The 23167-nt window shown below is 59.8% G+C and carries 25 protein-coding genes; 16 read left to right on the top strand and 9 right to left on the bottom strand.

Annotation, left to right across the window (positions count from 1 at the left end; translation table 11 throughout):
• The first annotated feature begins 22 nt into the window (after window positions 1-22).
• The 3 genes from rfbB to rfbC are packed head-to-tail and all read left to right on the top strand — an operon-like array spanning window position 23 to window position 2516.
• Window positions 23-1090, top strand: coding sequence for a dTDP-glucose 4,6-dehydratase (gene rfbB, locus B9Z50_RS00410; RefSeq protein WP_108361750.1), 1068 nt, complete (start codon window positions 23-25; stop codon window positions 1088-1090).
• The gene (gene rfbA, locus B9Z50_RS00405) at window positions 1087-1956 is read left to right on the top strand and encodes a glucose-1-phosphate thymidylyltransferase RfbA (protein ID WP_108361749.1); all 870 of its coding nucleotides are present in this window, start codon (window positions 1087-1089) and stop codon (window positions 1954-1956) included. Before rfbB ends, rfbA begins: the two co-directional genes overlap by 4 nt.
• A gap of 8 nt (window positions 1957-1964) precedes the next feature.
• Window positions 1965-2516 (top strand): dTDP-4-dehydrorhamnose 3,5-epimerase, encoded by a 552-nt coding sequence (gene rfbC, locus B9Z50_RS00400; protein WP_108361748.1) that lies wholly within the window; start codon window positions 1965-1967, stop codon window positions 2514-2516.
• Between the two features lies 1 nt (window position 2517).
• Here rfbC and B9Z50_RS00395 read toward each other — a convergent pair whose 3' ends face one another.
• Both B9Z50_RS00395 and B9Z50_RS00390 read right to left on the bottom strand, forming a co-directional pair.
• A complete protein-coding gene (locus tag B9Z50_RS00395; RefSeq protein ID WP_146183132.1) occupies window positions 2518-2799 on the bottom strand; it encodes a hypothetical protein in 282 nt (93 codons plus the stop codon).
• Between the two features lie 197 nt (window positions 2800-2996).
• A complete protein-coding gene (locus B9Z50_RS00390) occupies window positions 2997-3896 on the bottom strand; it encodes an integrase core domain-containing protein (protein WP_158270605.1) in 900 nt (299 codons plus the stop codon).
• Window positions 3897-4033: 137 nt separating this feature from the next.
• On the opposite strand from B9Z50_RS00390, the gene B9Z50_RS00385 reads away from it, so the two are divergent.
• From B9Z50_RS00385 to B9Z50_RS00370, 4 genes are all read left to right on the top strand, one after another.
• The gene (locus B9Z50_RS00385) at window positions 4034-4288 is read left to right on the top strand and encodes a type II toxin-antitoxin system HicA family toxin (RefSeq protein ID WP_108361745.1); all 255 of its coding nucleotides are present in this window, start codon (window positions 4034-4036) and stop codon (window positions 4286-4288) included.
• Complete coding sequence (locus B9Z50_RS00380; RefSeq protein WP_108361744.1) at window positions 4285-4620, top strand: type II toxin-antitoxin system HicB family antitoxin; 336 nt, start codon at window positions 4285-4287, stop codon at window positions 4618-4620. The genes B9Z50_RS00385 and B9Z50_RS00380 overlap by 4 nt, the downstream gene beginning before the upstream one ends.
• A 258-nt stretch (window positions 4621-4878) precedes the next feature.
• Complete coding sequence (locus B9Z50_RS00375; RefSeq protein WP_108362462.1) at window positions 4879-6117, top strand: ATP-binding protein; 1239 nt, start codon at window positions 4879-4881, stop codon at window positions 6115-6117.
• A gap of 258 nt (window positions 6118-6375) precedes the next feature.
• The gene (locus B9Z50_RS00370; RefSeq protein ID WP_108361743.1) at window positions 6376-7851 is read left to right on the top strand and encodes an amidase; all 1476 of its coding nucleotides are present in this window, start codon (window positions 6376-6378) and stop codon (window positions 7849-7851) included.
• A gap of 61 nt (window positions 7852-7912) precedes the next feature.
• Here B9Z50_RS00370 and metK read toward each other — a convergent pair whose 3' ends face one another.
• Window positions 7913-9094: a methionine adenosyltransferase gene (metK, locus tag B9Z50_RS00365; RefSeq protein WP_108361742.1), complete on the bottom strand. Its 1182-nt coding sequence runs from the start codon at window positions 9092-9094 to the stop codon at window positions 7913-7915.
• Between the two features lie 410 nt (window positions 9095-9504).
• Here metK and B9Z50_RS00360 point away from each other — a divergent pair, with 410 nt between their 5' ends.
• Together B9Z50_RS00360 and B9Z50_RS00355 are read left to right on the top strand one after the other, a co-directional pair.
• On the top strand, window positions 9505-9726 hold the full coding sequence (locus B9Z50_RS00360; RefSeq protein ID WP_108361741.1) for a SlyX family protein: 222 nt from the start codon (window positions 9505-9507) through the stop codon (window positions 9724-9726).
• 5 nt (window positions 9727-9731) lie between these two features.
• Window positions 9732-10781 (top strand): RNA methyltransferase, encoded by a 1050-nt coding sequence (locus B9Z50_RS00355; protein ID WP_108361740.1) that lies wholly within the window; start codon window positions 9732-9734, stop codon window positions 10779-10781.
• Here B9Z50_RS00355 and B9Z50_RS00350 read toward each other — a convergent pair.
• Genes B9Z50_RS00350 through B9Z50_RS00340 form a run of 3 tightly spaced genes read right to left on the bottom strand, consistent with a single transcriptional unit; the run spans window position 10762 to window position 13778 of the window.
• A complete protein-coding gene (locus B9Z50_RS00350) occupies window positions 10762-11658 on the bottom strand; it encodes a DMT family transporter (RefSeq protein WP_108361739.1) in 897 nt (298 codons plus the stop codon). The two genes, B9Z50_RS00355 and B9Z50_RS00350, sit on opposite strands and share 20 nt — an antisense overlap.
• A complete protein-coding gene (locus B9Z50_RS00345; protein WP_108361738.1) occupies window positions 11655-12185 on the bottom strand; it encodes a methylated-DNA--[protein]-cysteine S-methyltransferase in 531 nt (176 codons plus the stop codon). Before B9Z50_RS00345 ends, B9Z50_RS00350 begins: the two co-directional genes overlap by 4 nt.
• Window positions 12186-12239: 54 nt before the next feature.
• Complete coding sequence (locus B9Z50_RS00340) at window positions 12240-13778, bottom strand: Ada metal-binding domain-containing protein (protein WP_108361737.1); 1539 nt, start codon at window positions 13776-13778, stop codon at window positions 12240-12242.
• Window positions 13779-13938: 160 nt separating this feature from the next.
• Here B9Z50_RS00340 and B9Z50_RS00335 point away from each other — a divergent pair, with 160 nt between their 5' ends.
• A complete protein-coding gene (locus B9Z50_RS00335; RefSeq protein WP_108362461.1) occupies window positions 13939-15342 on the top strand; it encodes a phosphomannomutase/phosphoglucomutase in 1404 nt (467 codons plus the stop codon).
• A 51-nt stretch (window positions 15343-15393) separates the two neighbouring features.
• Here B9Z50_RS00335 and B9Z50_RS00330 read toward each other — a convergent pair whose 3' ends face one another.
• Together B9Z50_RS00330 and B9Z50_RS00325 are read right to left on the bottom strand one after the other, a co-directional pair.
• Window positions 15394-16653 carry a 3-deoxy-D-manno-octulosonic acid transferase gene (locus tag B9Z50_RS00330; RefSeq protein WP_108361736.1) on the bottom strand — a complete coding sequence of 420 codons (1260 nt, stop codon included), beginning with the start codon at window positions 16651-16653 and terminating at the stop codon, window positions 15394-15396.
• Window positions 16650-18029 (bottom strand): 3-deoxy-D-manno-octulosonic acid transferase, encoded by a 1380-nt coding sequence (locus B9Z50_RS00325; protein WP_146183131.1) that lies wholly within the window; start codon window positions 18027-18029, stop codon window positions 16650-16652. Before B9Z50_RS00325 ends, B9Z50_RS00330 begins: the two co-directional genes overlap by 4 nt.
• 42 nt (window positions 18030-18071) lie before the next feature.
• On the opposite strand from B9Z50_RS00325, the gene B9Z50_RS00320 reads away from it, so the two are divergent.
• The 5 genes from B9Z50_RS00320 to B9Z50_RS00300 are packed head-to-tail and all read left to right on the top strand — an operon-like array spanning window position 18072 to window position 22506.
• Window positions 18072-18773, top strand: a complete 702-nt coding sequence (locus tag B9Z50_RS00320; RefSeq protein ID WP_108361734.1) for a cytidylyltransferase domain-containing protein — start codon at window positions 18072-18074, stop codon at window positions 18771-18773.
• Window positions 18770-19816: an N-acetylneuraminate synthase family protein gene (locus tag B9Z50_RS00315; protein WP_108361733.1), complete on the top strand. Its 1047-nt coding sequence runs from the start codon at window positions 18770-18772 to the stop codon at window positions 19814-19816. Before B9Z50_RS00320 ends, B9Z50_RS00315 begins: the two co-directional genes overlap by 4 nt.
• Window positions 19813-20973: a UDP-N-acetylglucosamine 2-epimerase gene (gene neuC, locus B9Z50_RS00310; protein WP_108361732.1), complete on the top strand. Its 1161-nt coding sequence runs from the start codon at window positions 19813-19815 to the stop codon at window positions 20971-20973. Before B9Z50_RS00315 ends, neuC begins: the two co-directional genes overlap by 4 nt.
• Complete coding sequence (locus B9Z50_RS00305) at window positions 20970-21740, top strand: glycosyltransferase family 25 protein (RefSeq protein WP_108361731.1); 771 nt, start codon at window positions 20970-20972, stop codon at window positions 21738-21740. The genes neuC and B9Z50_RS00305 overlap by 4 nt, the downstream gene beginning before the upstream one ends.
• 4 nt (window positions 21741-21744) lie before the next feature.
• Complete coding sequence (locus B9Z50_RS00300; protein ID WP_146183130.1) at window positions 21745-22506, top strand: glycosyltransferase; 762 nt, start codon at window positions 21745-21747, stop codon at window positions 22504-22506.
• Here the strand turns inward: B9Z50_RS00300 and B9Z50_RS00295 are convergent.
• Complete coding sequence (locus B9Z50_RS00295; protein WP_108361729.1) at window positions 22474-22956, bottom strand: O-antigen ligase; 483 nt, start codon at window positions 22954-22956, stop codon at window positions 22474-22476. The two genes, B9Z50_RS00300 and B9Z50_RS00295, sit on opposite strands and share 33 nt — an antisense overlap.
• 32 nt (window positions 22957-22988) lie before the next feature.
• Between B9Z50_RS00295 and B9Z50_RS18045 the strand changes: the two genes are divergently transcribed.
• Entirely contained in the window at window positions 22989-23120 is a 132-nt protein-coding gene (locus tag B9Z50_RS18045; RefSeq protein ID WP_255418334.1) for a hypothetical protein, read from the top strand.
• Window positions 23121-23167: the final 47 nt, after the last annotated feature.

Below are 23167 nucleotides of genomic sequence, written 5' to 3'. Positions count from 1 at the left end.
AAACACGCCTATATATTTTTATATGATTTTTATAACTGGCGGTGCCGGCTTCATTGGCAGCAACTTCGTGCTCGACTGGCTGGCCCAGTCGGATGAGCCCGCCATCAACCTCGATAAACTCTCCTATGCCGGCAACCTAGAGAACCTCGCAAGCCTGCAAGGCGATGCCCGCCATGTGTTTGTTCAAGGCGACCTGGGTGACCGCGCGCTGGTGGATGCGCTGCTGGCTCAGCACCGACCTCGTGCCGTGGTCAACTTTGCGGCCGAAAGCCATGTGGACCGCTCCATCCACGGCCCCGAAGACTTCATTCAGACCAATATCGTCGGCACCTTCCGCTTGCTCGAAGCCGTGCGCGCATACTGGAGCGGGTTGCCCGAGGCCGAAAAGGCGGCCTTTCGCTTCCTGCACGTCAGCACCGACGAGGTGTACGGCACGCTGTCCAAAGACGACCCACCGTTTGCAGAAACCAAACCCTACGAACCCAACAGCCCGTATTCGGCCAGCAAGGCCGCGTCTGACCACCTGGTGCGCGCCTGGCACCACACCTACGGCCTGCCGGTAGTCACCACCAACTGCAGCAATAACTACGGGCCTTACCATTTCCCGGAAAAGCTCATCCCGCTCATGATCGTCAACGCATTGGCCGGCAAGCCCCTGCCGGTCTACGGCGACGGCATGCAGATCCGCGATTGGCTCTATGTGAAAGACCACTGCAGCGCCATTCGCCGCGTGTTGGAGGCGGGCAAGCTGGGCGAAACCTACAACGTCGGAGGCTGGAACGAAAAGCCCAACATCGAAATCGTGCACACGGTCTGCCAGTTGCTCGACGAGTTGCGCCCGCGTGCGGATGGCCAGCCTTACGCCCAACAAATCACCTACGTGACTGACCGCCCTGGCCACGACCGGCGTTATGCCATCGACGCGCGCAAGATCGAGCGCGAACTGGGCTGGAGGCCCGCCGAGACCTTCGAGACCGGCATCCGCAAGACGGTGCAGTGGTACCTGGACAACCCGGAGTGGGTAGCCAATGTTCAAAGCGGCGCATACCGAGAATGGGTGGCCAAACAATATGAGGGAGAAGCCGCATGACACGTAAAGGCATCATCCTGGCCGGGGGCTCTGGCACCCGGCTGTACCCCGTGACGCAGGCAGTGAGCAAGCAGCTCATGCCGGTGTACGACAAGCCGATGGTGTACTACCCACTAAGCACATTGATGCTGAGTGGCATTCGCGATGTGCTGCTCATCAGCACCCCGCAGGACACGCCACGCTTTGCTGAGCTGTTGGGCGACGGTGCGCGTTGGGGGATGAACATTCAGTATGCCGTTCAACCAAGTCCGGACGGCTTGGCGCAAGCCTTCCTCATCGGGCGCGACTTTGTGGGTAACAACCCTAGCGCGCTGGTGCTGGGCGACAACATCTTCTACGGGCACGACCTAGTTAAGCAACTGTACAGCGCGAATGAACGCACCACCGGTGCCAGCGTGTTTGCCTACCATGTACACGACCCTGAGCGTTACGGCGTGGTGGCGTTTGATGCGCAGCAGCGAGCCATCAGTATTGAAGAGAAGCCCAAGGCGCCTCAAAGCAATTACGCGGTGACCGGGCTGTATTTTTACGACCAGCAGGTGTGTGACATAGCCGCAGACATCAAGCCTTCTGCCCGGGGCGAGCTGGAAATCACCGATGTGAACCGCCGCTACCTGGATCAAGGACAACTAAACGTGGAGATCATGGGGCGGGGATACGCATGGCTGGACACGGGCACCCACGACAGCTTGCTGGAGGCCGCCAGTTTCATTGCCACCCTGCAAAAGCGCCAAGGCCTGCAGGTTGCCTGCCCCGAAGAGATTGCCTTCCGCCAGGGCTGGATCAACGCCGAGCAGCTGGCAGCATTGGCAGACCCGCTGAAAAAGAACGGCTACGGGCAGTACCTGCTCAGCCTGTTGAAGTGAGCTGAGAAATGCCCTACACAGTAACGCCAACCACTCTGCCAGAAGTGTTGATTCTGGAGCCCAAGGTCTTCGGTGACGACCGTGGTTTCTTCTTCGAGAGCTTCAATCAACGCGATTTCCAGCAGGCCACAGGCCTGAACGTGGACTTCGTTCAAGACAACCACAGCAAATCCAGCCAAGGGGTGCTGCGTGGTCTGCATTACCAGATTCAGCACCCGCAAGGGAAACTGGTGCGGGTAACGCAAGGGGCTGTGTTTGATGTGGCGGTTGACCTTCGCCGCTCATCGCCCAGCTTCGGCAAATGGGTGGGCGTTGAGCTGTCGGCAGACAACAAGCGCCAGTTGTGGATTCCGCCGGGTTTTGCGCATGGCTTTGTTGTCACCAGTGAGTCGGCAGAGTTTCTGTACAAAACCACCGACTACTGGTACCCGGAACATGAACGAAGCCTGCTGTGGTGCGATCCGACTGTCGGTGTTCAATGGCCGGTGGATGGTGAGCCCAAGCTGGCAGCGAAGGACGCGGCGGGTAAGGTCTTGGCTGAGGCGGATTGCTTTGCCTGAGTCACTGAAGTGATCGAATGGGCGGGCGCTGAAACCCATCACGATCCCACGGCCAGATCTCATCGCCCCATCGGTTTTTGATCTTCCGCACCATCTTCTTGGACAGCGCGTCTGTGATGCGGTCAATGAAATCCAATGATCGCTGTGCGTACGGTGTGCGCTTTTCAGGGTCTCGCTCGTAGGTCATGCCCTCATGCAGCGCCATCATCTCGGCGCGCTCCTTCAGCACGGGCGATGCATTGAACACCCAGTCGATGAAATCGATCTCCTGCGGCGTTGACATGTCCAAGTGTCCGAAGCACTTTTCCATGACGGTTTTGACCCGATTTTCAAAAAATCAGGCGTGATCTACCTGGTTTTATATAACCAAAAGAAGTAAAAAATTGATTGCCAATAACTTTCATTGGTGATCAAAAGTGGATAGACAGGCGAAATCCTCCGATTAGCTGGACAGTGTGTTTTTTGGAGGATTGTGTGTCGTCATCTTCGGATGTGATAGCCCACTAGCAGACCGTCCAGTGCCTGAACGAGCTGGGTTGATTTGGGTGGTGTTTGCGCAAGGTCAGTCGGGGTGAGTCCTGCCCATGCTTCTGCTGGCGTCAGGCCTGCGAGGTTTTGATGGGTGCGAACGTGATTGAAAAAGTGTCGCATCTCGTTGAGCGCATTTTGCAAACCGGCTGGGCTGTGAATCTGGATCTGCCCGATGAACGGTTTGATCCGACCAAAGAAGCTTTCGATGTGGCCGTTGCACCAGGGGGCGCAGACTGGAATTCGCTGGTGACGAATGTCCACCAACTTCAGGAAGGTCTTGAACACAGCGCTTTTGAAGACCAGTTCGTTGTCGGTGCGGATGGCGTGGGGTTTGCCATGCTGGCCGATGGCCAGGCACAAGTGGCCGATCAGCGTCCAGCTGCGCTTGTTGACCACCGCCGCCAATCGGGTGCAGACGCGCGAGCCGTGATCGACGACGCCCAGAACGGGGCGTGGTGTGCCACAGTGGTCTCGCACAAAAGTCAGGTCAACGCCCCAGACGCTGTTGACACTCACCGGTGCAGGGCGCTTGTTGCGCAGATCGCGGGAAATGTTGAGCAGCGCGTACTGGTTGTTGCGGATGGTGTTGCTGACAAAGGATTTGCCGACTCTTGTTGGCGCATGCAACCGGTTGAAGGTGTCAGCGACTTTGCGGCAACCGACCTGCTTGCCCATCAGGGCCTTGAGGCGCAGCACTTCGTGCACGACCCATTCAGGCTTTTTGCGGGTCAGGGGTGCAGGGGCGGCAACGGTGGTCAGATCTGGAGCGGGACGACGTCCGAAGCCTTGGCGTTTTTTCCTGTGTAGGCGTCTGGCCAGTAGGATCAAGGCGAAGAGCGCTGGTGTCACGAGCAAAAGAGTGAATAGCGCGAAGAGCCAAACTAGCATGGGCAAAAAGTGCCCGATTATGAGGGGCGCAGGTTAGGCGGCAGCACAGACGGGATGTTTGGGACTTGATTTGATATCGTTTTGTGATAGCATTTGCCATGAACACCAAACACCGTAAGACGCTTGCTGCGATCTTTACTCGCCCGACGTCGGCATCGATCGTGTTCGCAGACATTGAGGCGCTGATCAAAGCGCTGGGCGGCTCCGTTTTAGAGCGCGAGGGCTCACGCGTCAGGATCGAACTCAATGGCGCGCAGTGGCGCTGTCATCGGCCACATCCGGGCAAGGAGGCTAAGCGGTATCAGGTGGAGGAAGCTCGGGAATTATTGGAACGTGCAGGAGTGCAGCAATGAACACTATGACTTACAAGGGTTATACCGCGCGCGTCGAATATGACGAACGGGACAACATTTTTGCGGGACGCATTCTCGGAATACGCAACATAATCAGCTTTCACGGCGAGACGGTTGCCCAATTGCGTACGGAATTCGAGCTTGCGATCAAGGACTATCTTGCCGACTGCAAGGAACATGGCCTACACCCCGAGAAGCCAGCATCTGGCAAGCTCTTGTTACGCGTACCACCTGAAATCCATGGTCGCGCGCTCGTTGCTGCGCAGGCCGCCGGCAAAAGCCTGAACCAATGGGCGACCGAGGTGTTGCAGCACGCGGCTCAGCCTGGCTGATGCAGAGTGCACGGGGAATGTTGGGCAGTGGTCGTGCGAAGCCTTGACGTTGTTGCCGTCTGAGGCGCTTTGCCGGGTGGGCCAAAGCGAATAGCTCTGGTGTCACGAGCAAAAGCGTGACCAGCGCGAAGAGCCAAACGAGCATGGGCAAAAATCGCCTGATTATGCACAATATGTGTCGTGTCGCTCCGATAATTCAAATATCATTTTCCGTGAACTACGGGGATAAAATCCAAAATTTACGTTATTATGTGGCGCATGACTGAGCCCTCTCTGTACCCGCGCCAGATCGGATCACGCATCGCCGAAGCCATGCAAGACACGCCGGTGGTCTTACTTGCTGGGCCACGTCAGGCGGGCAAAACGACCTTGGTTCGTCATATTTCTGGCAACGGGGCACGCTACCTGACCCTGGACGATGAACTGACGCTGATGTCCGCCAGGGAAGACCCCGTCGGGATGATTCGCAGTTTGGATCGTGCGGTCATTGACGAAATTCAGCGAGCGCCTTCCTTGTTGTTGGCCATCAAGAAAAGCGTTGACGAAGACAGGCGGCCAGGCCGTTTTTTGCTGACGGGCTCCGCCAACTTGATGGCATTGCCGACAGTGGCCGACTCCTTGGCTGGGAGGATGGAGACATTGTTGTTGCTGCCACTGTCACAAAGTGAAATAGAGGGGCAGTCAGTCAACTGGCTTGACAGCGTGTTTGCAGGCCAGATCCCTCGGCAGGGTACGCAAGCGCTGGGTAGCGACTTGGTCGACCGGGTGTTGAGCGGCGGCTATCCCGAAGCCATTTCACGGTCCACGCCAAGGCGTCGGATTGCTTGGGCGCGGCAGTACATCGACGCGTTGATTCAGCGCGATGTCCGCGATGTTTCAGGGATCGAAAAGTTGGATCAGTTGCCACGTTTTTTGCGTGCCCTGGCGCAGACTGCCGGTCAAATGTGCAACTACACCCAGCTGGGAGGCCAGGTGGGTTTGGACAGTAAAACCGCAGCGAAGTACGTCGGCGTGTTGGAGCAGATGTACCTGCTGCGCCGTGTGGATGTTTGGGCGCGTAACCGGCTCAGCCGTGTCGTCAAATCGGCCAAGTTGCAGTTCATTGATTCTGGATTGCTGGCGACCCTGCTCGAGTTGACCGCTGAAGAGGTGCAGCAGGACCGTACTCGATTTGGCAACGTACTGGAATCGTTTGTCTATGGCGAGCTGCTGAAAGCGACAACCACTGCAGAAGGCAGCTACTCGCTGATGTACTACCGTGATGCCGACAAAGTCGAGGTCGATGTGGTCATTGAAAACGCGGCTGGGCACTTGGTCGGCGTTGAAGTCAAGGCCTCTGCCACCGTCAAGGAAAGTGATCTGCGGGGCTTGAGAAAGCTGGCCAGTCTGGCAGGCAATCAATTCAAGATGGGCATATTGCTTTACGACGGTGACGAGACTTTGCCGTTGGGCGATAACATCTGGGCCGCTCCGCTCGCTACCCTATGGGGCAAATAGCCCCATGTTTCCTCACTGATACTCAGCAGTACTCAGGAGCTTTGAGGGTTGGTTCGAAACCAGTCGCCACAGCACCACCAAACCGTAAAAAACCAAGCTTTCGAGCTTGGTTTTTTTTTGCCTTCAGGCAGCCTCAAAAGATCGGTCGCTTTCGGTACATGCGTGTTCTATTGGGCGCTGCAAAATGATTGGAACTGTGAACAGATGCGTGCAGACTGAGGCGCGTGCTGCGCAGATTCAAAAGCGAGGGCGGCAGAGATGACTTTGGCAATGACGTGGCAGGAATGGGTGCAGCACGATGCGGTGGGGCTGGCCGACTGCGTGCGCCGTGGTGATGTGTCGGCCGCAGAACTGGCCGCGCAGGCGGCGGCGGGGGTGGCTCGCATCAACCCGGCGGTGCACGCGGTGGTCGAGGTGTTTGACGACGTGGTGGCCAACCCGCTGCAGGACGGCATGGACCCCGCAGGGCCCTTTGCGGGGGTGCCCTTTTTCATCAAGGATTTGGGGCCGACGCTCAAGGGTCGCCTGCAGGAGATGGGTGCTCAGATGATGCGCGGCAACCGCGCCACGGCAGACACTTTCCTCACGGCTCAAATGCGACGGGCAGGTCTGAACATCATCGGCCGCACCACCACACCCGAGTTCGGGGTGTGCAGTTCTGCAGAAAACCCGGCGGTGTATGTCACGCGCAACCCCTGGAACCCCGAGTACACCAGTTATGGCTCTTCGGCGGGCACCGCGGTGGCCCTGGCGGCCGGCGTGTTGCCGCTGTCGCATGCCACCGACGGCGGTGGCTCGATCCGCATACCGGCGGGGGCCAATGGCAACATTGGTTTGAAGCCTTCACGCGGGGTGTTTTCGATCGCGCCTGCGGCCTCGGACCTGACAGGTCTGGTTTCTACGCAGGGTTGCCAAAGCCGAACGGTGCGCGATACGGCTGCTTTTGTGGACCACTGCCGCGGTGGTGCGCCGGGCGAGTTCATGCCCTACTGGATGCCCCCCGAGCCCTACAGCGATTTGATTCGGCGTGACCCGCCGCGGCTGCGTATTGCGCTGTCGCACGAGTGGGGCGACTTTCGGGCGGTGCCGCATTTTGTGGACGAGTTGCAACGCGTAGGGCGCTTTCTGGAGGGCCTGGGCCACCAGGTGGACTGGGCCTTGCCCGAGGTGGATTTTCGCGCTGCGTTCGATGCGCAGACCACTTGCTACATCAGCAACTTTGCGCAGACGATTTCTAACTTGCTCGCCCCTCGGGGCCTGACGCGCCCACCAGCGGATCTGGTTGAGCCGATCAACATCAAGATTTGGGAGATGGGCATGAACACCAGCTTCACCGAGCGTGCCCGCATGCAGGCGGTGTTCAACACCACCTCGCGTGCATTTGGTCAGTTCTTTGAAGACTGGGACATCATCCTCACGCCCATCACCGCATTGCCCACACCCAAAATCGGCACGTTGGAATATTTGACGACCAGCGACAACCCTTCGGTGCTCGATTGGTTCAACCATCTGTGGTGCAACTTTGCCTACACCCCGCTGACCAATCTGTGTGGCATGCCGGGTATCTCCATGCCCATGGCCTGGCAAGAAAACGGCTTGCCCTTGGGCATCCATGCGCAGGCCCGCCAAGCCAACGACGGCATGTTGTTGCAACTGGCCGCGCAAATCGAACGCGCCTTGGGCGGGCAGTGGCATGCCGGGCGCGTGCCTCAGGTGCATGTGACCAAGGGTTAACAGGCGTAAAAAAACCGCTCAACGGATGTCGAGCGGTTGGGTCAGCCAAACTCAGATTGGCTTACAGGCCAGCAGCGGCCTTCAAAGCAGCGGCGCGGTCGGTGCGCTCCCACGTGAAGTCGGGCTCGTCGCGGCCAAAGTGGCCGTAGGCGGCGGTCTTGCTGTAGATGGGGCGCAGCAGGTCCAGCATCTGGATGATGCCTTTGGGGCGCAGGTCAAAGTGCTCGGCCACCAAGGCGGCGATTTGGTCGTCTGAGATCACGCCTGTGCCTTCGGTGTTCACCGTGATGTTCATAGGGCGTGCCACGCCGATGGCGTATGCCACTTGAATTTGGCACTTGGTCGCCAAGCCTGCAGCCACGATGTTTTTGGCCACGTAACGTGCTGCGTAAGCGGCCGAGCGGTCGACCTTGGAGGGGTCTTTGCCCGAGAACGCGCCACCACCATGGGGGCAGGCGCCGCCGTAGGTGTCGACGATGATCTTGCGACCCGTCAAACCGCAATCACCTTGGGGGCCGCCGATGACAAAACGGCCGGTGGGGTTGATCAAATACTTGGTGTCTTGCAGCCACTCTTTGGGCAGCACGGGCTTGATGATCTCTTCGATGATGGCTTCTGTGAAGCTGGCCTTCATCTTGGTCGAGGTTTCGGACTGGTCAGGGCTGTGCTGGGTGGACAGCACCACGGTGTCGATGCTGTGGGGCTTGCCGTCCACGTAACGCATGGTCACCTGGCTTTTGGCGTCGGGGCGCAGAAATGGCAAGCGACCGTCTTTGCGCAACTGAGCCTGGCGCTCGACCAGGCGGTGGGCGTAATAAATGGGGGCGGGCATCAGCTCAGGTGTTTCAGAGCAGGCGTAACCGAACATCAGGCCCTGGTCGCCCGCACCGATGTTGAGGTGGTCGTCAGAAGCGTGGTCCACGCCCTGGGCGATGTCATTGCTCTGCTTGTCGTAGCAAACCATGACCGCGCAGCCTTTGTAGTCGATGCCGTAGTCGGTGTTGTCGTAGCCGATGCGCTTGATGGTGTCGCGGGCGACTTGGATGTAGTCGACGTGCGCGTTGGTGGTGATCTCACCGGCCAATACGACCAAACCGGTGTTGGTCAGGGTCTCGGCGGCCACGCGGCTGCGGGGGTCTTGTTCAAAGATCGCGTCGAGGATCGCGTCGGAGATCTGGTCGGCGACTTTGTCGGGGTGGCCTTCGGAGACGGACTCGGAAGTGAAGAGGAAATTGCTGGACATGAAAAAAACTCCTGAGGTTTCAGTGGTTTGTCGGCGTTGCCGACCCTGATAACCCGGAGCCTGGCGAACGCTTTAGCAGGTTTTATGAATCGCCCTGCAAGTAGTTCAGATAACTCGGCGATGCAAACATTATAGCGAGGCCCTTTGACCATCTGACTGCCAAGTCCCTATGGCCTGGGTCGTGGCGCTCAAAAAGTCATCGCGATATGCCAAGCGATCGACAGATTGCCGCGCTGCGCTCGCAATGACGCCGGATGGATAGCCGCGCTGCGCTCGCCATGACGCTGAGTGGATTTCCGCGCTGCACACGCCATGGCACTGAAGTGTGGTTTTCCGTTTTCCTGTCATCGCGAGGTACGAAGCGATCCATCTTGACGGCAGTGGATTCAAAATCATGTCCAATACAGCCCATGGACATTCCCACCCCTATTGAAAACCGCCTGGTCGACTTGGAAATCAAGGCCGGCTTCACCGAAGACCTGCTGGACCAACTCAACGCGCAGGTCTACCGCCAGCAGCAGCAAATTGACGCGCTGATCACCGAATTGCGCCAGATGCGCGACCGCCTGCCCGAATCGGGTGGCGGTGCCGAGGTGCGCAACCTGCGCGACGAAATCCCGCCCCATTATTGAAACCCATGCACAGCGTTCAGGACATCCGCGACCACTTGCGCGCATTGGGGGCCAACGCCCTGCACGAACAGCGTGTGCTGCGTCTTTGGACCCAGGCCAAACCGCAGGACAGTGGCCGCCGACCTTTGGCGAGCTTCATGCCCACTGCGGTGCGTGAGGCTTTGCCTGCACTCAGTCAAACGCTCAATGGTTTGGCCACCTTGCGTGAACAGCACCCGGGCCAAGACGGCTCGGCCCGTTTGCTGGTGGGCCTCAAAGACGGCCTGACCGTTGAAAGCGTGCTCTTGCCGCGCGATGGCCTGTGCGTGTCGTCTCAAGTTGGCTGCGCGGTGGGCTGTGTGTTTTGCATGACTGGGCGCGAGGGCCTGATACGGCAGGTGGGCAGCGCCGAAATCGTGGCCCAGGTGGCGCTGGCGCGCACCCTCAGGCCGGTCAAAAAAGTGGTGTTCATGGGTATGGGAGAGCCCGCGCACAACCTGGACGCGGTGATGGAGGCGATTGACCTGTTGGGCACAGTGGGCAACATCGGCCACAAAAATCTGGTGTTTTCTACGGTGGGTGATGCGCGGGTGTTTGAACGCTTGCCGCAAGGCCGGGTGAAACCTGCTTTGGCTTTGTCGCTGCACACCACGCGGGCCGATTTGCGGGCGCAACTGCTGCCCCGGGCCCCGCGCTTTGACCCTCAGGATTTGGTGGAGGCGGGCGAGACCTATGCCCGCGCCACGGGTTATCCGATTCAGTACCAGTGGACGCTGATCGACGGGGTGAACGACGGCGACGACGAAATCGAGGGCATCGTGCGATTGCTGAAGGGCAAATACGCGCTGATGAACATGATCCCCTACAACGCGGTGCCTGATTTGCCCTATGCGCGCCCCAGCTGGGAAAAAGCAGCGGCCATCGCGCGCACTTTGCACCAACGCGGTGTATTGACCAAGTTGCGCCAGTCGGCGGGGCAGGATGTGGACGGGGGATGCGGCCAACTCAGGGCGCGGGATGTGCAGCGTTCACACCCTGTCACGGTGCACCGGCCCGTCAGCGCCCCGGCAGCTTGATCAGGCCGCTCGAGAGCGACGTCCCCAGCAAAATCACGCCGCCGCACAGCAGCATCCAGGCTGTCACGCTCTCGCCCAAAAACAGCACGCCGTAAGCGATGGCAAACACCGGCACCAAGAAGGTGACCGTCAGCGCCCGTGCGGGCCCCGAGTTTTCGATCAACTTGAAGTACAGGATGTAGGCCACCCCGGTGCACAGCACGCCCACCACCAGCAAGGACCACCAGACCGAGGCGCTGGGCCAGTGGTCTGGTCGATACCACAGCGCGGGCAAGGCCAGAATCAGAGTCGCCCCAATTTGGCTGCCGGTGGCGGTGACCAGAGGCGGCATGCTGGGGATGTGCTTTTTGGTGAAACTCGCGGCCAGTGCATAACAGATGGTCGCGGCCAGGCAAGCGGCCACCGCCCAGGCCGGGGCGATGCCCGAGTCGTTGGGCTTGAAGCTGGCTTGGCCACCGGCCAGCAGCACCACGCCCCCAAAACCGATGGCCAGACCCACCGTGCGCGAAAGAGTGGGCTTGTCCCCCAGCCAGATCCAGGCCACGACCGCGCCAAACAAGGGCACCGTGGCATTCAGGATGGAAGAAAAACCGGTGGTGATGTGCAGCACTGCAAACGAATACAAGGCAAAGGGAATGCCGCTGTTGAGTGCCCCGACAAAGAGCACTGGCTTCCAGTGCTGGCGCAATTGCGCCCAGTGCCCTTTGGCCAGCATGATCGGCAGCAAAAAGGTCGCGGCAATCGCCACACGCAGGGCGGCCGTGGGCAGAGGCCCCAATTCAACAGCGGCCAAGCGCATGAACAAGAAGGACGAGCCCCAAATGGCGGCCAGGATCAGAAAGTCGGCCAGCCAGCCTTTGGCGGGAGAAGTGTTCATTCAGGAAAAAGAGCAACAGTGGTCGGCAGGGCGATGGGGTGGCCTTCAATTTTGAGCAGTGCCTGTTTGCGCCACAGCCCACCTGCATAGCCGGTGAGTTGGCCACCGCCGCCCAAGATGCGGTGACAGGGCACGATGATACTCACTGGGTTGCGTCCTACAGCCGCGCCCACCGCCCGAACAGCCTTGGGGTTGTTCAGATGCCTGGCCAGATCGCCATAACTTTGGCTGTGGCCAGACGGGATGTGCAGTAATGCCCGCCAAACCGATTGTTGGAATGTGGTGCCTGCCGACAGGTCCAAGGGCAAATCAAAGCGCTTCAGATCGCCGGCGAAATAGGCCTGCAATTGCGCGCTGGCGTCTTGCAGCAGTGAATGGCCGGTGACGCTTGTCCAGCCGCGCATGCGTTCAACGCTGGGGCCATGCTTTTGGCCTTCAAACCAGACGCCACACAAACCCAAGTCTGAAGCGGCCAGGATCATCGGCCCCAAGGGACTGTTCCATTGTTGAGTCAAAAGAGGTGTCATGGTGCGGGGACAGTGTGAGTGTGGTGATTGGAAAGCTCAGGGGGATGCACTCACTCAGGGGGGGTGGACTAAGCGCTGCCAGGCCGCGATCAGGGCATAGCTGCGGCAGGGCCTCCAAGCTTCGCCCAAGGCTTCCAGTGCTTGGGTGGGGCGTGGGTGCTGACGCACACCCAAGGCGGTTTGCAAGGCCACGTCCTGCACGGGCCAGGCGTCTGCCCAGCTCAGGGCGCGCATGGCAATGTAGTGTGCCGTCCAGGGGCCAATGCCAGGCAAAGCCATAAGCGCCTGCAAGGTGGGCTCCAGCTTGGCTTGGCGGCTGAGGTCCAGGCTGCCCGATTCGACTGCCCGCGCCAAGGCCTGAATGGCTTTTTGACGTTGCCGCACCAAGCCGAGACTCCCCATGCGTGCGGCGTTTTCTTCGCGCGCCAAAGTGGCCGGGCTGGGAAACCTGCGGTTCAGCTCGGGCCAGGGGGTGGTGCAGGGCTCACCCAGGGTGTTGACCAGCCTTTGGCCCAAAGTGCGGGCGGTTTTGACGCTGATTTGTTGGCCCAAAATAGCGCGCACGGCCAGCTCAAAACCATCCAAGCATCCGGGTAGTCGTTGGCCCAGGGCCTCTGGAAAATCACGTCCAATCACCTGTGCGATGCGCGCGGGTTCGGCGTCCAGGTCCAGCCAGCTCCGCACCTGCGCCACCACCTGGGGCAATACGGGCTCCAACGAGGCGCTGACCCGCAGGTGCACCACGGCTTGTGTTTGGTCCCAGCGCACCTCCAGCCAGCCGGTGATGGCGCAGCTTGCATGGGGCCAGCGCACCGTCCTGCGCAACACGGCGTTCTGGCCTTGGCCCTCCCAGCTTTCCATGCCGCTCAAGCTGCGGTCTTGCAGAAACTGCCAAAGCGTGGCCATTTGACAAGGCGGGCGGTAGTGCAATACCAGCTCAGTGCAGGGGTCGGAGGCCTTGCGCAGGGGGGCGCTGGCGGTTCGAAGTTGCCCCGGGCTGAGTTGGTAGTGCTGGGCAAATGCGGCGTACAGGCGCCTGGCCGAGCCAAAGCCACTGGCACGCGCCACATGGGCCACCGACAAGGGGCTGTCTTGCAGCCACTGTTTGGCGTGCAGCAGCCTTTGGGTTTGCAGGTATTGAAGGGGCGACACCTGCCAATGGCGCAAAAACAGACGCCTCAGGTGCCGATCGCTCACGCCCAGCTGCGCCGCCAATGCCGCCATGCTGGGCGGCTTGAGGCCTTGTTGAATGGCCGATTGCAGCTGTTGGGCCGCGCATTCGGCCAGTACCGCCTGGGCATCGGTGGTGGACCAAAAGCGACGTGTGGGGGCCAGTTCCGGACGGCAGCGCAGGCAGGGCCTGAAGCCGTGCGCTTCGGCTTGAGCGGCTGTTTCAAAAAAGCGGCAGTTGGCTTGGCGGGGCAGTTTCACCCGGCAAACTGGGCGGCAATATATGCCGGTGGAGGTCACACCGGTGAAAAAAAGCCCATCCCACGCCGCATCTTTGTCGGCCATGGCTTGGTAGCAGCGCTGCGCGTTCAGGCCTGAGTCACTGGCAGCTTGTGGGTGTGGTTGGGTTGGAAGGCGGCGCATTGGCGGTCATGTTATCGGCAAACGGGTGCCTATGACCTGGGGGTTTGTGCTGTTTTCGGACCCATGCTGATGCCCTTTTCGTCAGCCTTGGCCGCCTACAATGCGTATTCAATTCATCATTTCATCAACCAAGCCTGGTGGCTTTTGATTGGTTTTTTTCATGCAAGTGACCCCCTCCATCTTCAAAGCCTACGACATCCGCGGCGTGGTGCCCTCGACCCTGAACGAACAAGTGGCCGAAGGCCTGGGCAAGGCCTTTGGCACACACGCGCTGGCTCACGGGGAAAGCACCGTGGCGGTGGGGCGCGACGGCCGCTTGAGCGGGCCAAGCCTGTCTGCGGCGCTGATTCGCGGCTTGGTGGCTGCAGGCATCCGGGTGATCGACATCGGTTTGGCCACCACGCCCATGCTTTACTTTGCGGCCAGCACCGCTTGCCAAAGCGGCATCCAGGTGACGGGCAGCCATAACCCCAAGGACTACAACGGCTTCAAGATGTTGCTGGGCGGTCGCGCCATTTATGGCGACGAAATCCAGGGCCTGCGTCAGATGATGGAAGACGAGACCTGGCAGCTGCAAGGCGGCGGCAGCGTCACGCAGCTGGACGTGCTGGTCGACTACACGCAGCGCATTGTGGGCGATATCCGGCTGGCGCGGCCCATGAAGATCGTGATCGACTCGGGCAACGGCATCGCGGGCGCTTCGGCTCCTGGCATTTTTCGCGCCCTGGGTTGCGAGGTGATCGAGTTGTTCAGCGAAGTGGACGGCAACTTTCCCAACCACCACCCCGACCCCAGCAAACCGGAAAATCTGCAAGACCTGATCAACGCCCTGAAAACCAGTGGCGCAGAACTGGGCTTGGCCTTTGACGGCGACGGCGACCGCTTAGGGATCGTCACTGCCGACGGCAACAACATCTACCCCGACCGCCAGATGCAGTTATTTGCCCAAGACGTGCTCAGCCGCGTACCCGGCGGCACCATCTTGTTTGACGTCAAGTGTTCACAGCGCCTGGCCCCGGCCATCGAAGCCGCTGGCGGCAAGCCCTTGATGTTCAAAACCGGCCACTCGCTGATCAAAGCCCAAATGCGCGCCATCGAGGCAGCAGGTGGCCAAGCCCCCTTGGGCGGCGAGATGAGCGGGCACATCTTCTTCAAAGAGCGCTGGTATGGGTTTGATGACGGCACGTATGCAGGCTGCCGTTTGCTCGAAATTGTGAGCAAAGCCCCTGACGCCAACGCCGTGCTCAATGCCTTGCCCACCAGCTTCAGCACGCCGGAGTTGAACGTGGCCTGCGTGGAAGGTGAGCCGCACAGCGTGACCCGCGCTTTGCAGGTGCTCGCTGGTGATGCGTTCAAGCCGCCCGCTCAAATTTTCACGATCGACGGCCTGCGCATCGACTGGCCCGATGGTTTTGGCCTGATCCGTGCCTCCAACACCACGCCTGTGTTGGTGCTGCGCTTTGAGGGCCAAACCGAAGCGGCCCTGCACCGCATCGAGGGCGAAATGCTGGCGCTGCTGCGCTCGGTCAAACCCGACGCGTTGCTGGGTGACGCCGCCCACTGATTTGGGCAACGCAAACTCTCCTTAGCCCCCCTATTAAGTTGCTATGGTGGGTCAAGCCGGAACAAGCATGGCCAACAATTTCTGAATATTTGTAGCACAGCGCTCCGTAAGCGCTTGCTCACTGGCCCCGTCTGCTCTGGTTGAGGCCCACACCTCGGTTACGGTGGCGGCAAGTTGCTCTGCGCTCAGTGCCAGCACGCTTAAGCCCTGTGCATCCAGGTCGTCGTAGCTTTCACTGAAGTTGGCCACATGGGGGCCGTGCAACACGGTGTTTCCCAAGGCGGTCGCCTCATAGGGGTTGTGCCCACCCACAGGTGCCCATGAGCCACCCACCATGGCCACTTGGCTCAGGCGGTACCACAGGCCCAATTCGCCCATGGTGTCGGCCACATAGCAGGGTGCCGTGCCGGGCATCAGCGCGCCTTGGCTGCGCAATGGTGTGTCCGGGCCGCACATTGCCGCCACAGTGGCACCCCGGCCCGCATCGCGTGGGGCCAGTATCAGCAGGGCATTGGGGTATTTGTCGCGCAAAAGCTTGTGCGCAGCCAAGGCCAATTCTTCTTCACCAGGGTGGCTGGACGCCAGCACCCACACACAACGGCCGCTAAGCGCCTGTCTCCATCGTTCCACGTCGCTGGGGTTCGCGGCCAGGGGTGGCACCATGGCCTTGATGGTGCCGGTGATGTCCATGCGCTGAGGCAGCGCGCCCAGCGCTTGCAGGTGCTGGGCGGTTTCGGCGTTTTGCACCCAGATGGCATCAAAGCCCGCCAGCAAGGGTGCATACACAGCGCGCCCCCAACGGCGTTTGGCCGCAGCTGCAGCGCTCAAGCGGGCGTTCACGAGCACATGGGGTGTGCTGCGCTGCGCTGTGGCGTCGATCAGCGCCGGCCACAAATCCATTTCACACCACAGCGCCAAGTCGGGTTGCCAGTGATTGACAAAGCGCGCCACATTGCTCGGTGTGTCCACCGGCGCAAACCAGTGGGTAAATTGGGGCCCCAGCGCTTGCTTGGCCAGGGCCTGGCCCGACGTGCGGGCGGTGGTGGTGATCAAAAAATGCAGGTCGGGGCGCTGCTCCTGCAGGCGCTTGAGCAAGCCTGCCAGTGCCAGAGCCTCACCCACCCCCACGGCGTGGCCCCACACCAATGTGCCTTCGGGGCGCGCAGGAGGGCTGCGCATCCAGCGCTGGTCCAAACTGGTCAGCGTTTCCTTGCCGCGCCGCAGGCGCTGCTGCAGCCACCATTGCCACAGGGGAGTCAGGATCTCAAACACCTGACCATAAAGGCGAATTGCCAGGGGGCGTGGTTTCATGGTGGGCTGCGCTCCAACAGCCAGGGCAAAAAAACTGCCATGTGTTTCGCGGCCGAACCCGCGTGGGCCGCATTGAAGTGTTCCGTTTTTTGCACCAAGCTCGCGTAAGCGGCCGGGTTGGCCAACACGTCGCTCAGTTGGTCCGCCAGGTCATTGCCGTCCTGGGCGTGGTGCAGCACCCCGGCCTGTAGCGCCTCGATAGCCGGGTATTCAATGCCCCGCACACTCGGGCCAGTCCACACCGGTTTGTTGATGGCCAGAGGCTCAATGATGTTGTGTACCGCCCGGTCGCCAAACGACGAGCCCACCACCACCACCTGCGCCAAGGCCAGGTAAAAGTACATCTCGCCGATCGAATCACCCAGCAGCACATCGGTGCAAGGCCAGTCGGGCTGGGTGTGCCACTGCAAGTGCGCATCCAGCGCGTGGCTGCGCCGTACCGTGCGCATGCCCGCGTCCTGCAGCAGCTGCGCCACCGCATCAAAGCGCTGCGGACTGCGCGGCACATACACAAACAGCGGTGCAGGGCACCCTGCCTGGGCCAAGGTCTGTTGCATGCGCCGCATGGTGCCAATCAACAACTCGTCCTCACCCACAATGGTGCTGGAAAAACACACCACCGGGCGCGCCTGCAGTTGCCCGATTTGCAGCGTTTGGGCCGCAGCGGCGAGCTGCGCCTGCGACACAGGCAAGTCAAAACGCGTCTCACCCACCACCGCCACCCGCGCACAGCCCACCTCAGCAAAACGCTGAGCCTGCAGATCGGACTTGCACATCACCAGTTCATAGGCCTTGAACAGGCGTGCTCTGAACCCGCCCCAGCGCTGGTCGCGCTCGAAGCTCGCTTGGGGGTACTGCGCGTTCGCCATCGCCAGCGGTACCCCAGCGCGGCGCAGGGTGGCCAGAAGCACCGGCCAGGTGTCAATTTCGGTCATCACCGCACAGCGCGGTTGCACCCGGGCCAGAAAACGGCGCACCACCCAACTCAGCTCCATCGGGGCATAGGCCAGCTGCAGCTGCCCGCTGTCCATGGCATGGGCAAACAGCTTGAGCGCAGTGTGCCGCCCGGCAGGGGTCAAGGTGGTCAAAAAGACCGGCATCCCCTTTTGTAGCAAGGCATGTACCCAAGGTGCGGCCCCCCGCATCTCGCCCATCGATGCCGAATGCACCCATACCGGTCGGTGCAGCGTGCAGCTCACGCCGCCAAAGCGTTCCCCCCAGAATTGACGGTACAAGGGTTCCTTCGCCCCGCGCCGCCAGAGCATCAGCAGCACCAGTGGCAGCAACAGGTGCCACAGCAGCTCGTAAGCCCGAATGGCCCAGCCCAAACCCCAAGAAGGGAAAGGCGGCGCGGCTGATCGATGGGGTGAAGTCATGGGTGCGGTGAAATGGCTCAACCCTTCAGTATAGTTACGCCCATGCCCGCCACCCTTAGACCCTGGACAGCCGTCATCCCTTTGCGTGGGGGATCAAAAGGCTTGCCCGGCAAAAATACCCGCCCGCTCGCCGGCAAACCCCTTTACCGTCATGCGGTGGACCTGGCCCTGGCAGCAGGGGCCTGCCGGGTACTCATCAGCACCGACATCCACGAGGTGCTGACTGCTGAGCTGCCTCAAGCCGTGCAAGCCCTGCAGCGTCCTTACGAACTGTGTGGCGACAACGTGCCCATGGCCCCGGTGCTGATGCATGCCTTGCAAACCGCCCAGGTGCAAGGCCCGGTGGTGTTGCTGCAGGCCACATCGCCGCTGCGCCAGGTGGTCGACGTGCAACAAGCCCTGGCGCGCCTGGCGCGTGGTGTGTTTGATTTGGTCATATCCGTCACCGATGCCGACCGCGGCGTGCTCAAGTGGGGCCAAGTGATGCCCGATGGCCGCTTTGTTCCGCTGTCCAGACCCGAGCATTGCTTTGCCAACCGCCAAAGCCTGCCCCCTGTCTACAAACCCAACGGCGCGGTCTACGCCATGGATGCGCAATGGTTCATTGAACAGAAAAGTTTTGTCAGCGAACGCATTGGCACCGTGGTCATGCCCGCTGAACGCAGCTTTGACATCGATAATAGGGATGATTTTGAGCGGTGCGCAGCCCTGCTCAGCAGCGCCACCCAAGGAAACCCACCATGAAAATCGCCCACCGCCACATCGGCCCCCAACACCCTCCCTTGGTCATTGCCGAAATCGGCATCAACCACGGCGGTAGCCTTGAGGTGGCCAAAGCCATGGTCACCGCCGCGCGCCTGGCCGGCTGTGAAATGGTCAAACACCAGACCCATTTCGTTGACGACGAAATGACCGACGAAGCCAAAAGCATCTTCCCGCCCAACGCCGACAAATCCATTTGGGACGTGATGCAGGAATGCGCGCTGTCCAAAGACGACGAAATCGCCCTCAAAAAACACGCCGAAGACCTGGGCCTGATCTACATCTCCACCCCGTTTTCGCGCGCCGCAGCCGACTTTTTGGCCGACATTGGTGTGGCTGGTTTCAAGATTGGCTCGGGCGAATGCAACCACGTGCCGCTGATTCGCCACATCGCCAGCTTTGGCAAGCCCATCATCATGAGCACCGGCATGCAAACCGTTGACAGCATGCGCCCCGCCGTGGCCGCGCTCGATGCCTCTGGCGTGGACTACGCCTTGCTGGAGTGCACCAACCTGTATCCTTCGCCACCCGAGATCGTCAGCCTGCAAGGCATCACCGAGCTGCGCCAGGCCTTCCCCCGAGCCGTCATCGGCTTTAGCGACCACAGCATCGGCCCCAGCATGGCCATCAGCGCCGTGGCCTTGGGCGCCTGCATTCTGGAGCGCCACTTCACCGACACCCGCTACCGCAAAGGCCCCGACATCAGCTGCTCGATGGACCCAGCCGAACTGCGTTTCATCATCGACCGCTCCAAAGAAATCCACACCGCGCTCAACAACCCCAAGGTGCGCACCGCCCCTGAAGAAGACGTCTATCGCTTTGCGCGCGGCTCCATCGTGGCCGACCGCGATCTGCCTGCGGGCCACGTCATCACCGAAAAAGACATTTGGGCCCGCCGCCCCGGCTCGGGCGACATCTCGGTGCAGCACTTTGACCGTTTGATCGGTGCGCGCACCCGGGGTGCCCTTAAACGCAATCAGCAGCTCAAGTGGGCCGACCTAGAAGGTGTGGAGCCCCAAGCATGAGCGACGCGCCAAGCGTGTCCGGCACAGCGGTCACGGGCAAACGCCTGCTGTTTGTCACCGGCACCCGGGCTGACTTCGGCAAGCTCGAGCCCCTGGCCAAAGCCGCTCAAGACGCGGGCTTTCACATCAGCTTCTTCATCACTGGCATGCACATGATGAAGCGCTATGGCGAAACCCGCCTGGAAGTGAAACGCTTTGCCGGTGCCGAGTTTTTTGAGTTTGTGAACCAGCGCGAAGGCGATGCGCTGGACTTTATTCTCAGCAAGACCATCCTCGGCTTTTCGGATTTTGTGCACGAACACCGGCCCGACTTGGTCATCATCCACGGCGACCGTGTTGAAGCGCTGGCCGCCAGCATCGTCTGCGCCATGCGCTACATCCGCTCGGCCCATGTGGAAGGTGGCGAGGTGTCCGGCACCATCGACGAAAGCATTCGCCACTGCAACACCAAACTCTGTGCCACCCACTTCGTCAGCAGCGAATCGGCCAAAGCCCGCGTGCTGGCGCTGGGCGAATCGCCTGAGCGCGTGTTCAACATCGGTTCACCCGAGCTGGACACCCACGCCCGGCCGTCTGGCGTCAGCATCCAAGAAGTCAAAGCCCGCTACGCCATCCCGTTTGACGACTACGGCATCGCCGTGTTTCACCCGGTCACGTCCGAGCAAGACACCATTGGCGCCCAAGCCAAGTCTTTGTTTGGCGCGCTACAAGCCAGTGGCAAGTGTTTTGTGGTCATCGCCCCCAACAACGACCCCGGCACCGAAGACATTTTTGCCGTGCTCGAACAACTGCCCCTCGAGCGTTTTCGCCTCATCCCGTCCATGCGCTTTAACTACTTCAGCGAGCTGATGAAAAACGCGGCGGTGATGGTGGGCAACAGCAGCGCCGGCGTGCGCGAGGCGCCGTTTTTGGGCTTGCCCAGCCTGGATGTGGGCACGCGGCAAAACCAGCGGGCCAGTGGGTCATCCATCGTCAGCGCGTCTGCGCTTGACACCGCCACCATCGCCGACTTTTTGACCACCCGTTGGGCTCGCCACGCCGTGGCCAGCCAAGCCTTTGGCAGCGGGCGTTCGTCCGAGCAATTTGTGTCGGTGCTGCAAACTTCAGACTACTGGAACCAAGGGCAACAAAAAGCCTTTGCCGAGACAGTGTCATGACCCAGCGCAGCTTCCCCGGTTTGATGGTCATCCTCATCAATCTGGACAGGTCCATTCAGCGCCGCCAACAGATGGAACAGCGCCTCCTCGCCTTGGGGTTGGCCTATACCCGTTTGTCGGCTGTGGACGGCAAGGCTCAGTGGGACACGCTGCGCAGCACAGTAGACCAGGTCGCATTCGAGCGCCATGTAGGCCGCGACCTCATGCCCGGTGAAATCGGCTGCTACCACTCACACCTGCAGTCGTGGCAGGCTTTGTTGCAGTCAGATCGCCACACCCTTTTGGTCCTTGAAGACGATGTGGTGTTTGGTGAAGACTTTATGGCGGCTCTTGGCGAGGCACTGCAACACCGCCACAGCTGGGACATGCTTAACCTCAACAAAATCCGCGCCAAACAGCCCGTGTGTCAAACCCGTGTGGGGCGGTATTCGCTCAATGCCTATATGGGGCCTCTCACAGGCATGGGCGCGTATTTGATTTCCCGTGACACGGCAGCGCGCTTGTTGCCTGCCATGTTGCCCATTGTTTTGCCCATCGATCTTGAGCTTGACCGGGTGCACCGCCACCAATTGCGCCGCTTAGGGCTTGAGCCCTTTCCCAGCCATGTGAATGACGAAAACCAAAGCACCATCACAGGGCAGGGGTTTGCCGGCGTCAAAAAGTACCCTTGGTACCGGCGCATGCCCACCTTCAAAAGGCGCCTGCGCGACCTGGTGCGCAAACAGCTCTACCTGATGCAATCAGGCCAACTTTTTCCAAAGAAATAATGCCATGAATCAATCAAAAGTAGTGCTTTGCATGAAGTGGGGCACCTTGTATCCCGCCGAATACGTGAACGTGCTGTACCGCGCTTGCCAGCGCCACATATCTGGCGAATTTCGATTTGTGTGCCTGACAGGCGAGTCGCAAGGCCTGTTGCCCGGTATTGAGGTCTTCCCCATTCCCGACATCGGGCTTGAGCACAGCCACTACTACGACGGGGCCTGGCCCAAAATTGGCGTGTTCAGCAGCGACCTGTACGGCCTGCAGGGGCGTTGCTTGTTTATCGATCTGGACACCGTTATTCTGGACAGCCTAGACCCCCTGTTTAACGTGCCCGGCCCGCTGGTGGCCATCAACAACGCCCCTTGGTCTAGCCCCAGCTTGCCACCCAGAACCATGTCAAGCGTGTTTGCTTTTGACATTGGCAGCCTGGGTCATGTGGTCGATAAACTGAAAAGCCAGCGCGATGCTTTGGTGGCCCAACACAAAATCGAGCAGGAATACCTTCACCACGCCGTCGACGGCATCGCGTATTGGCCGCAAGACTGGTTGGTCAGTTTCAAATACCATTTGCGCCAACCACTGGTGCTGGACCGATTTTTACCACCCAAGTCGCCACCACCAGAGGCCAAGCTGGTGATTTTTCATGGTAAACCCCGGCCAATTGACTTGGTGCGGCCACCCAAAGGCAACTGGGAACGGTTTCCTCACTACGGACATGGAGTTGTTGACTGGATGTCAGTTTATTGGAACAGCGGAAGCCCCATCTGATTGACTATTTTTGACGGCGCAGGATATCAGCCCAAGCTTAATGACCATGAAAAATAATTGTCCTTGAATCTTTAGACTGCTATCAAACATGGCGGTGATTAAAAAAATAACCATCAAGGGCGAGAGTAAATTTTTATGGTCTGCAATACCTCTTGTGGCTGCTTTTCTTAAATGGGTAAATGGTGATAGCATCCAAACAAAAAGCCCAAGGATACCAATGACACCTGTTTCAGTTACTGTCGTTATGAATTGGTTGTGGGGTTGATCGCAGATACCTAACTTGCAAACGCTGATACTTTCAAAATTTTGCAAAGCTTTTGCTTTGTAGGAGCCTACTCCGTGACCGAGCCATGGTGACTTACCTATTAATTCAATCGAATATTCCCAGGCCTTCAGGCGTGCACCAACAGAGGTGTGCTCCCCATCGGTTTTGTATGTTGAGGCTTCCATAACGCCTCGTTAAACCGTGTTGCAGTTCGTACTTGAATCCGCCTGACAACAGCCAGCCTGTGATCATCAAAAACGCACTTATATTGAAGGCTGCACGCGACACGGGCATGCTGCAAGCCATTCCCAAGACACCTATTCTTGCCATTAACAAGGCGTTGTTATGAAAATTTCCGCAAACCCTTTGAAAAAAAATGAATAAGTTGATTGGGTT

The sequence above is a fragment of the Limnohabitans sp. Bal53 genome (assembly GCF_003063355.1).
In the GTDB taxonomy this organism is placed as follows: Bacteria; Pseudomonadota; Gammaproteobacteria; order Burkholderiales; family Burkholderiaceae_C; genus Limnohabitans_A.
The sequence above is the reverse complement of the archived record's forward strand: the minus strand, read 5'-3'. Positions and strand labels throughout refer to the sequence as shown.

Coding starts and splice junctions, on each gene's coding strand:
- B9Z50_RS00295 (WP_108361729.1), bottom strand. CDS start 22,956: ATGGAAGCCTCAACATACAAAACCGATGGGGAGCACACCTCTGTTGGT.
- B9Z50_RS00370 (WP_108361743.1), top strand. CDS start 6,376: ATGACTTTGGCAATGACGTGGCAGGAATGGGTGCAGCACGATGCGGTG.
- B9Z50_RS00320 (WP_108361734.1), top strand. CDS start 18,072: ATGCCCGCCACCCTTAGACCCTGGACAGCCGTCATCCCTTTGCGTGGG.
- B9Z50_RS00305 (WP_108361731.1), top strand. CDS start 20,970: ATGACCCAGCGCAGCTTCCCCGGTTTGATGGTCATCCTCATCAATCTG.
- B9Z50_RS00330 (WP_108361736.1), bottom strand. CDS start 16,653: ATGAAACCACGCCCCCTGGCAATTCGCCTTTATGGTCAGGTGTTTGAG.
- B9Z50_RS00355 (WP_108361740.1), top strand. CDS start 9,732: ATGCACAGCGTTCAGGACATCCGCGACCACTTGCGCGCATTGGGGGCC.
- B9Z50_RS00385 (WP_108361745.1), top strand. CDS start 4,034: ATGAACACCAAACACCGTAAGACGCTTGCTGCGATCTTTACTCGCCCG.
- B9Z50_RS00335 (WP_108362461.1), top strand. CDS start 13,939: ATGCAAGTGACCCCCTCCATCTTCAAAGCCTACGACATCCGCGGCGTG.
- B9Z50_RS00340 (WP_108361737.1), bottom strand. CDS start 13,778: ATGCGCCGCCTTCCAACCCAACCACACCCACAAGCTGCCAGTGACTCA.
- B9Z50_RS00375 (WP_108362462.1), top strand. CDS start 4,879: ATGACTGAGCCCTCTCTGTACCCGCGCCAGATCGGATCACGCATCGCC.
- B9Z50_RS00325 (WP_146183131.1), bottom strand. CDS start 18,029: ATGACTTCACCCCATCGATCAGCCGCGCCGCCTTTCCCTTCTTGGGGT.
- B9Z50_RS00350 (WP_108361739.1), bottom strand. CDS start 11,658: ATGAACACTTCTCCCGCCAAAGGCTGGCTGGCCGACTTTCTGATCCTG.
- B9Z50_RS00395 (WP_146183132.1), bottom strand. CDS start 2,799: ATGTCAACGCCGCAGGAGATCGATTTCATCGACTGGGTGTTCAATGCA.
- rfbB (WP_108361750.1), top strand. CDS start 23: ATGATTTTTATAACTGGCGGTGCCGGCTTCATTGGCAGCAACTTCGTG.
- neuC (WP_108361732.1), top strand. CDS start 19,813: ATGAGCGACGCGCCAAGCGTGTCCGGCACAGCGGTCACGGGCAAACGC.
- metK (WP_108361742.1), bottom strand. CDS start 9,094: ATGTCCAGCAATTTCCTCTTCACTTCCGAGTCCGTCTCCGAAGGCCAC.
- B9Z50_RS00380 (WP_108361744.1), top strand. CDS start 4,285: ATGAACACTATGACTTACAAGGGTTATACCGCGCGCGTCGAATATGAC.
- rfbC (WP_108361748.1), top strand. CDS start 1,965: ATGCCCTACACAGTAACGCCAACCACTCTGCCAGAAGTGTTGATTCTG.
- B9Z50_RS00345 (WP_108361738.1), bottom strand. CDS start 12,185: ATGACACCTCTTTTGACTCAACAATGGAACAGTCCCTTGGGGCCGATG.
- B9Z50_RS00315 (WP_108361733.1), top strand. CDS start 18,770: ATGAAAATCGCCCACCGCCACATCGGCCCCCAACACCCTCCCTTGGTC.
- B9Z50_RS00360 (WP_108361741.1), top strand. CDS start 9,505: ATGGACATTCCCACCCCTATTGAAAACCGCCTGGTCGACTTGGAAATC.
- B9Z50_RS00300 (WP_146183130.1), top strand. CDS start 21,745: ATGAATCAATCAAAAGTAGTGCTTTGCATGAAGTGGGGCACCTTGTAT.
- rfbA (WP_108361749.1), top strand. CDS start 1,087: ATGACACGTAAAGGCATCATCCTGGCCGGGGGCTCTGGCACCCGGCTG.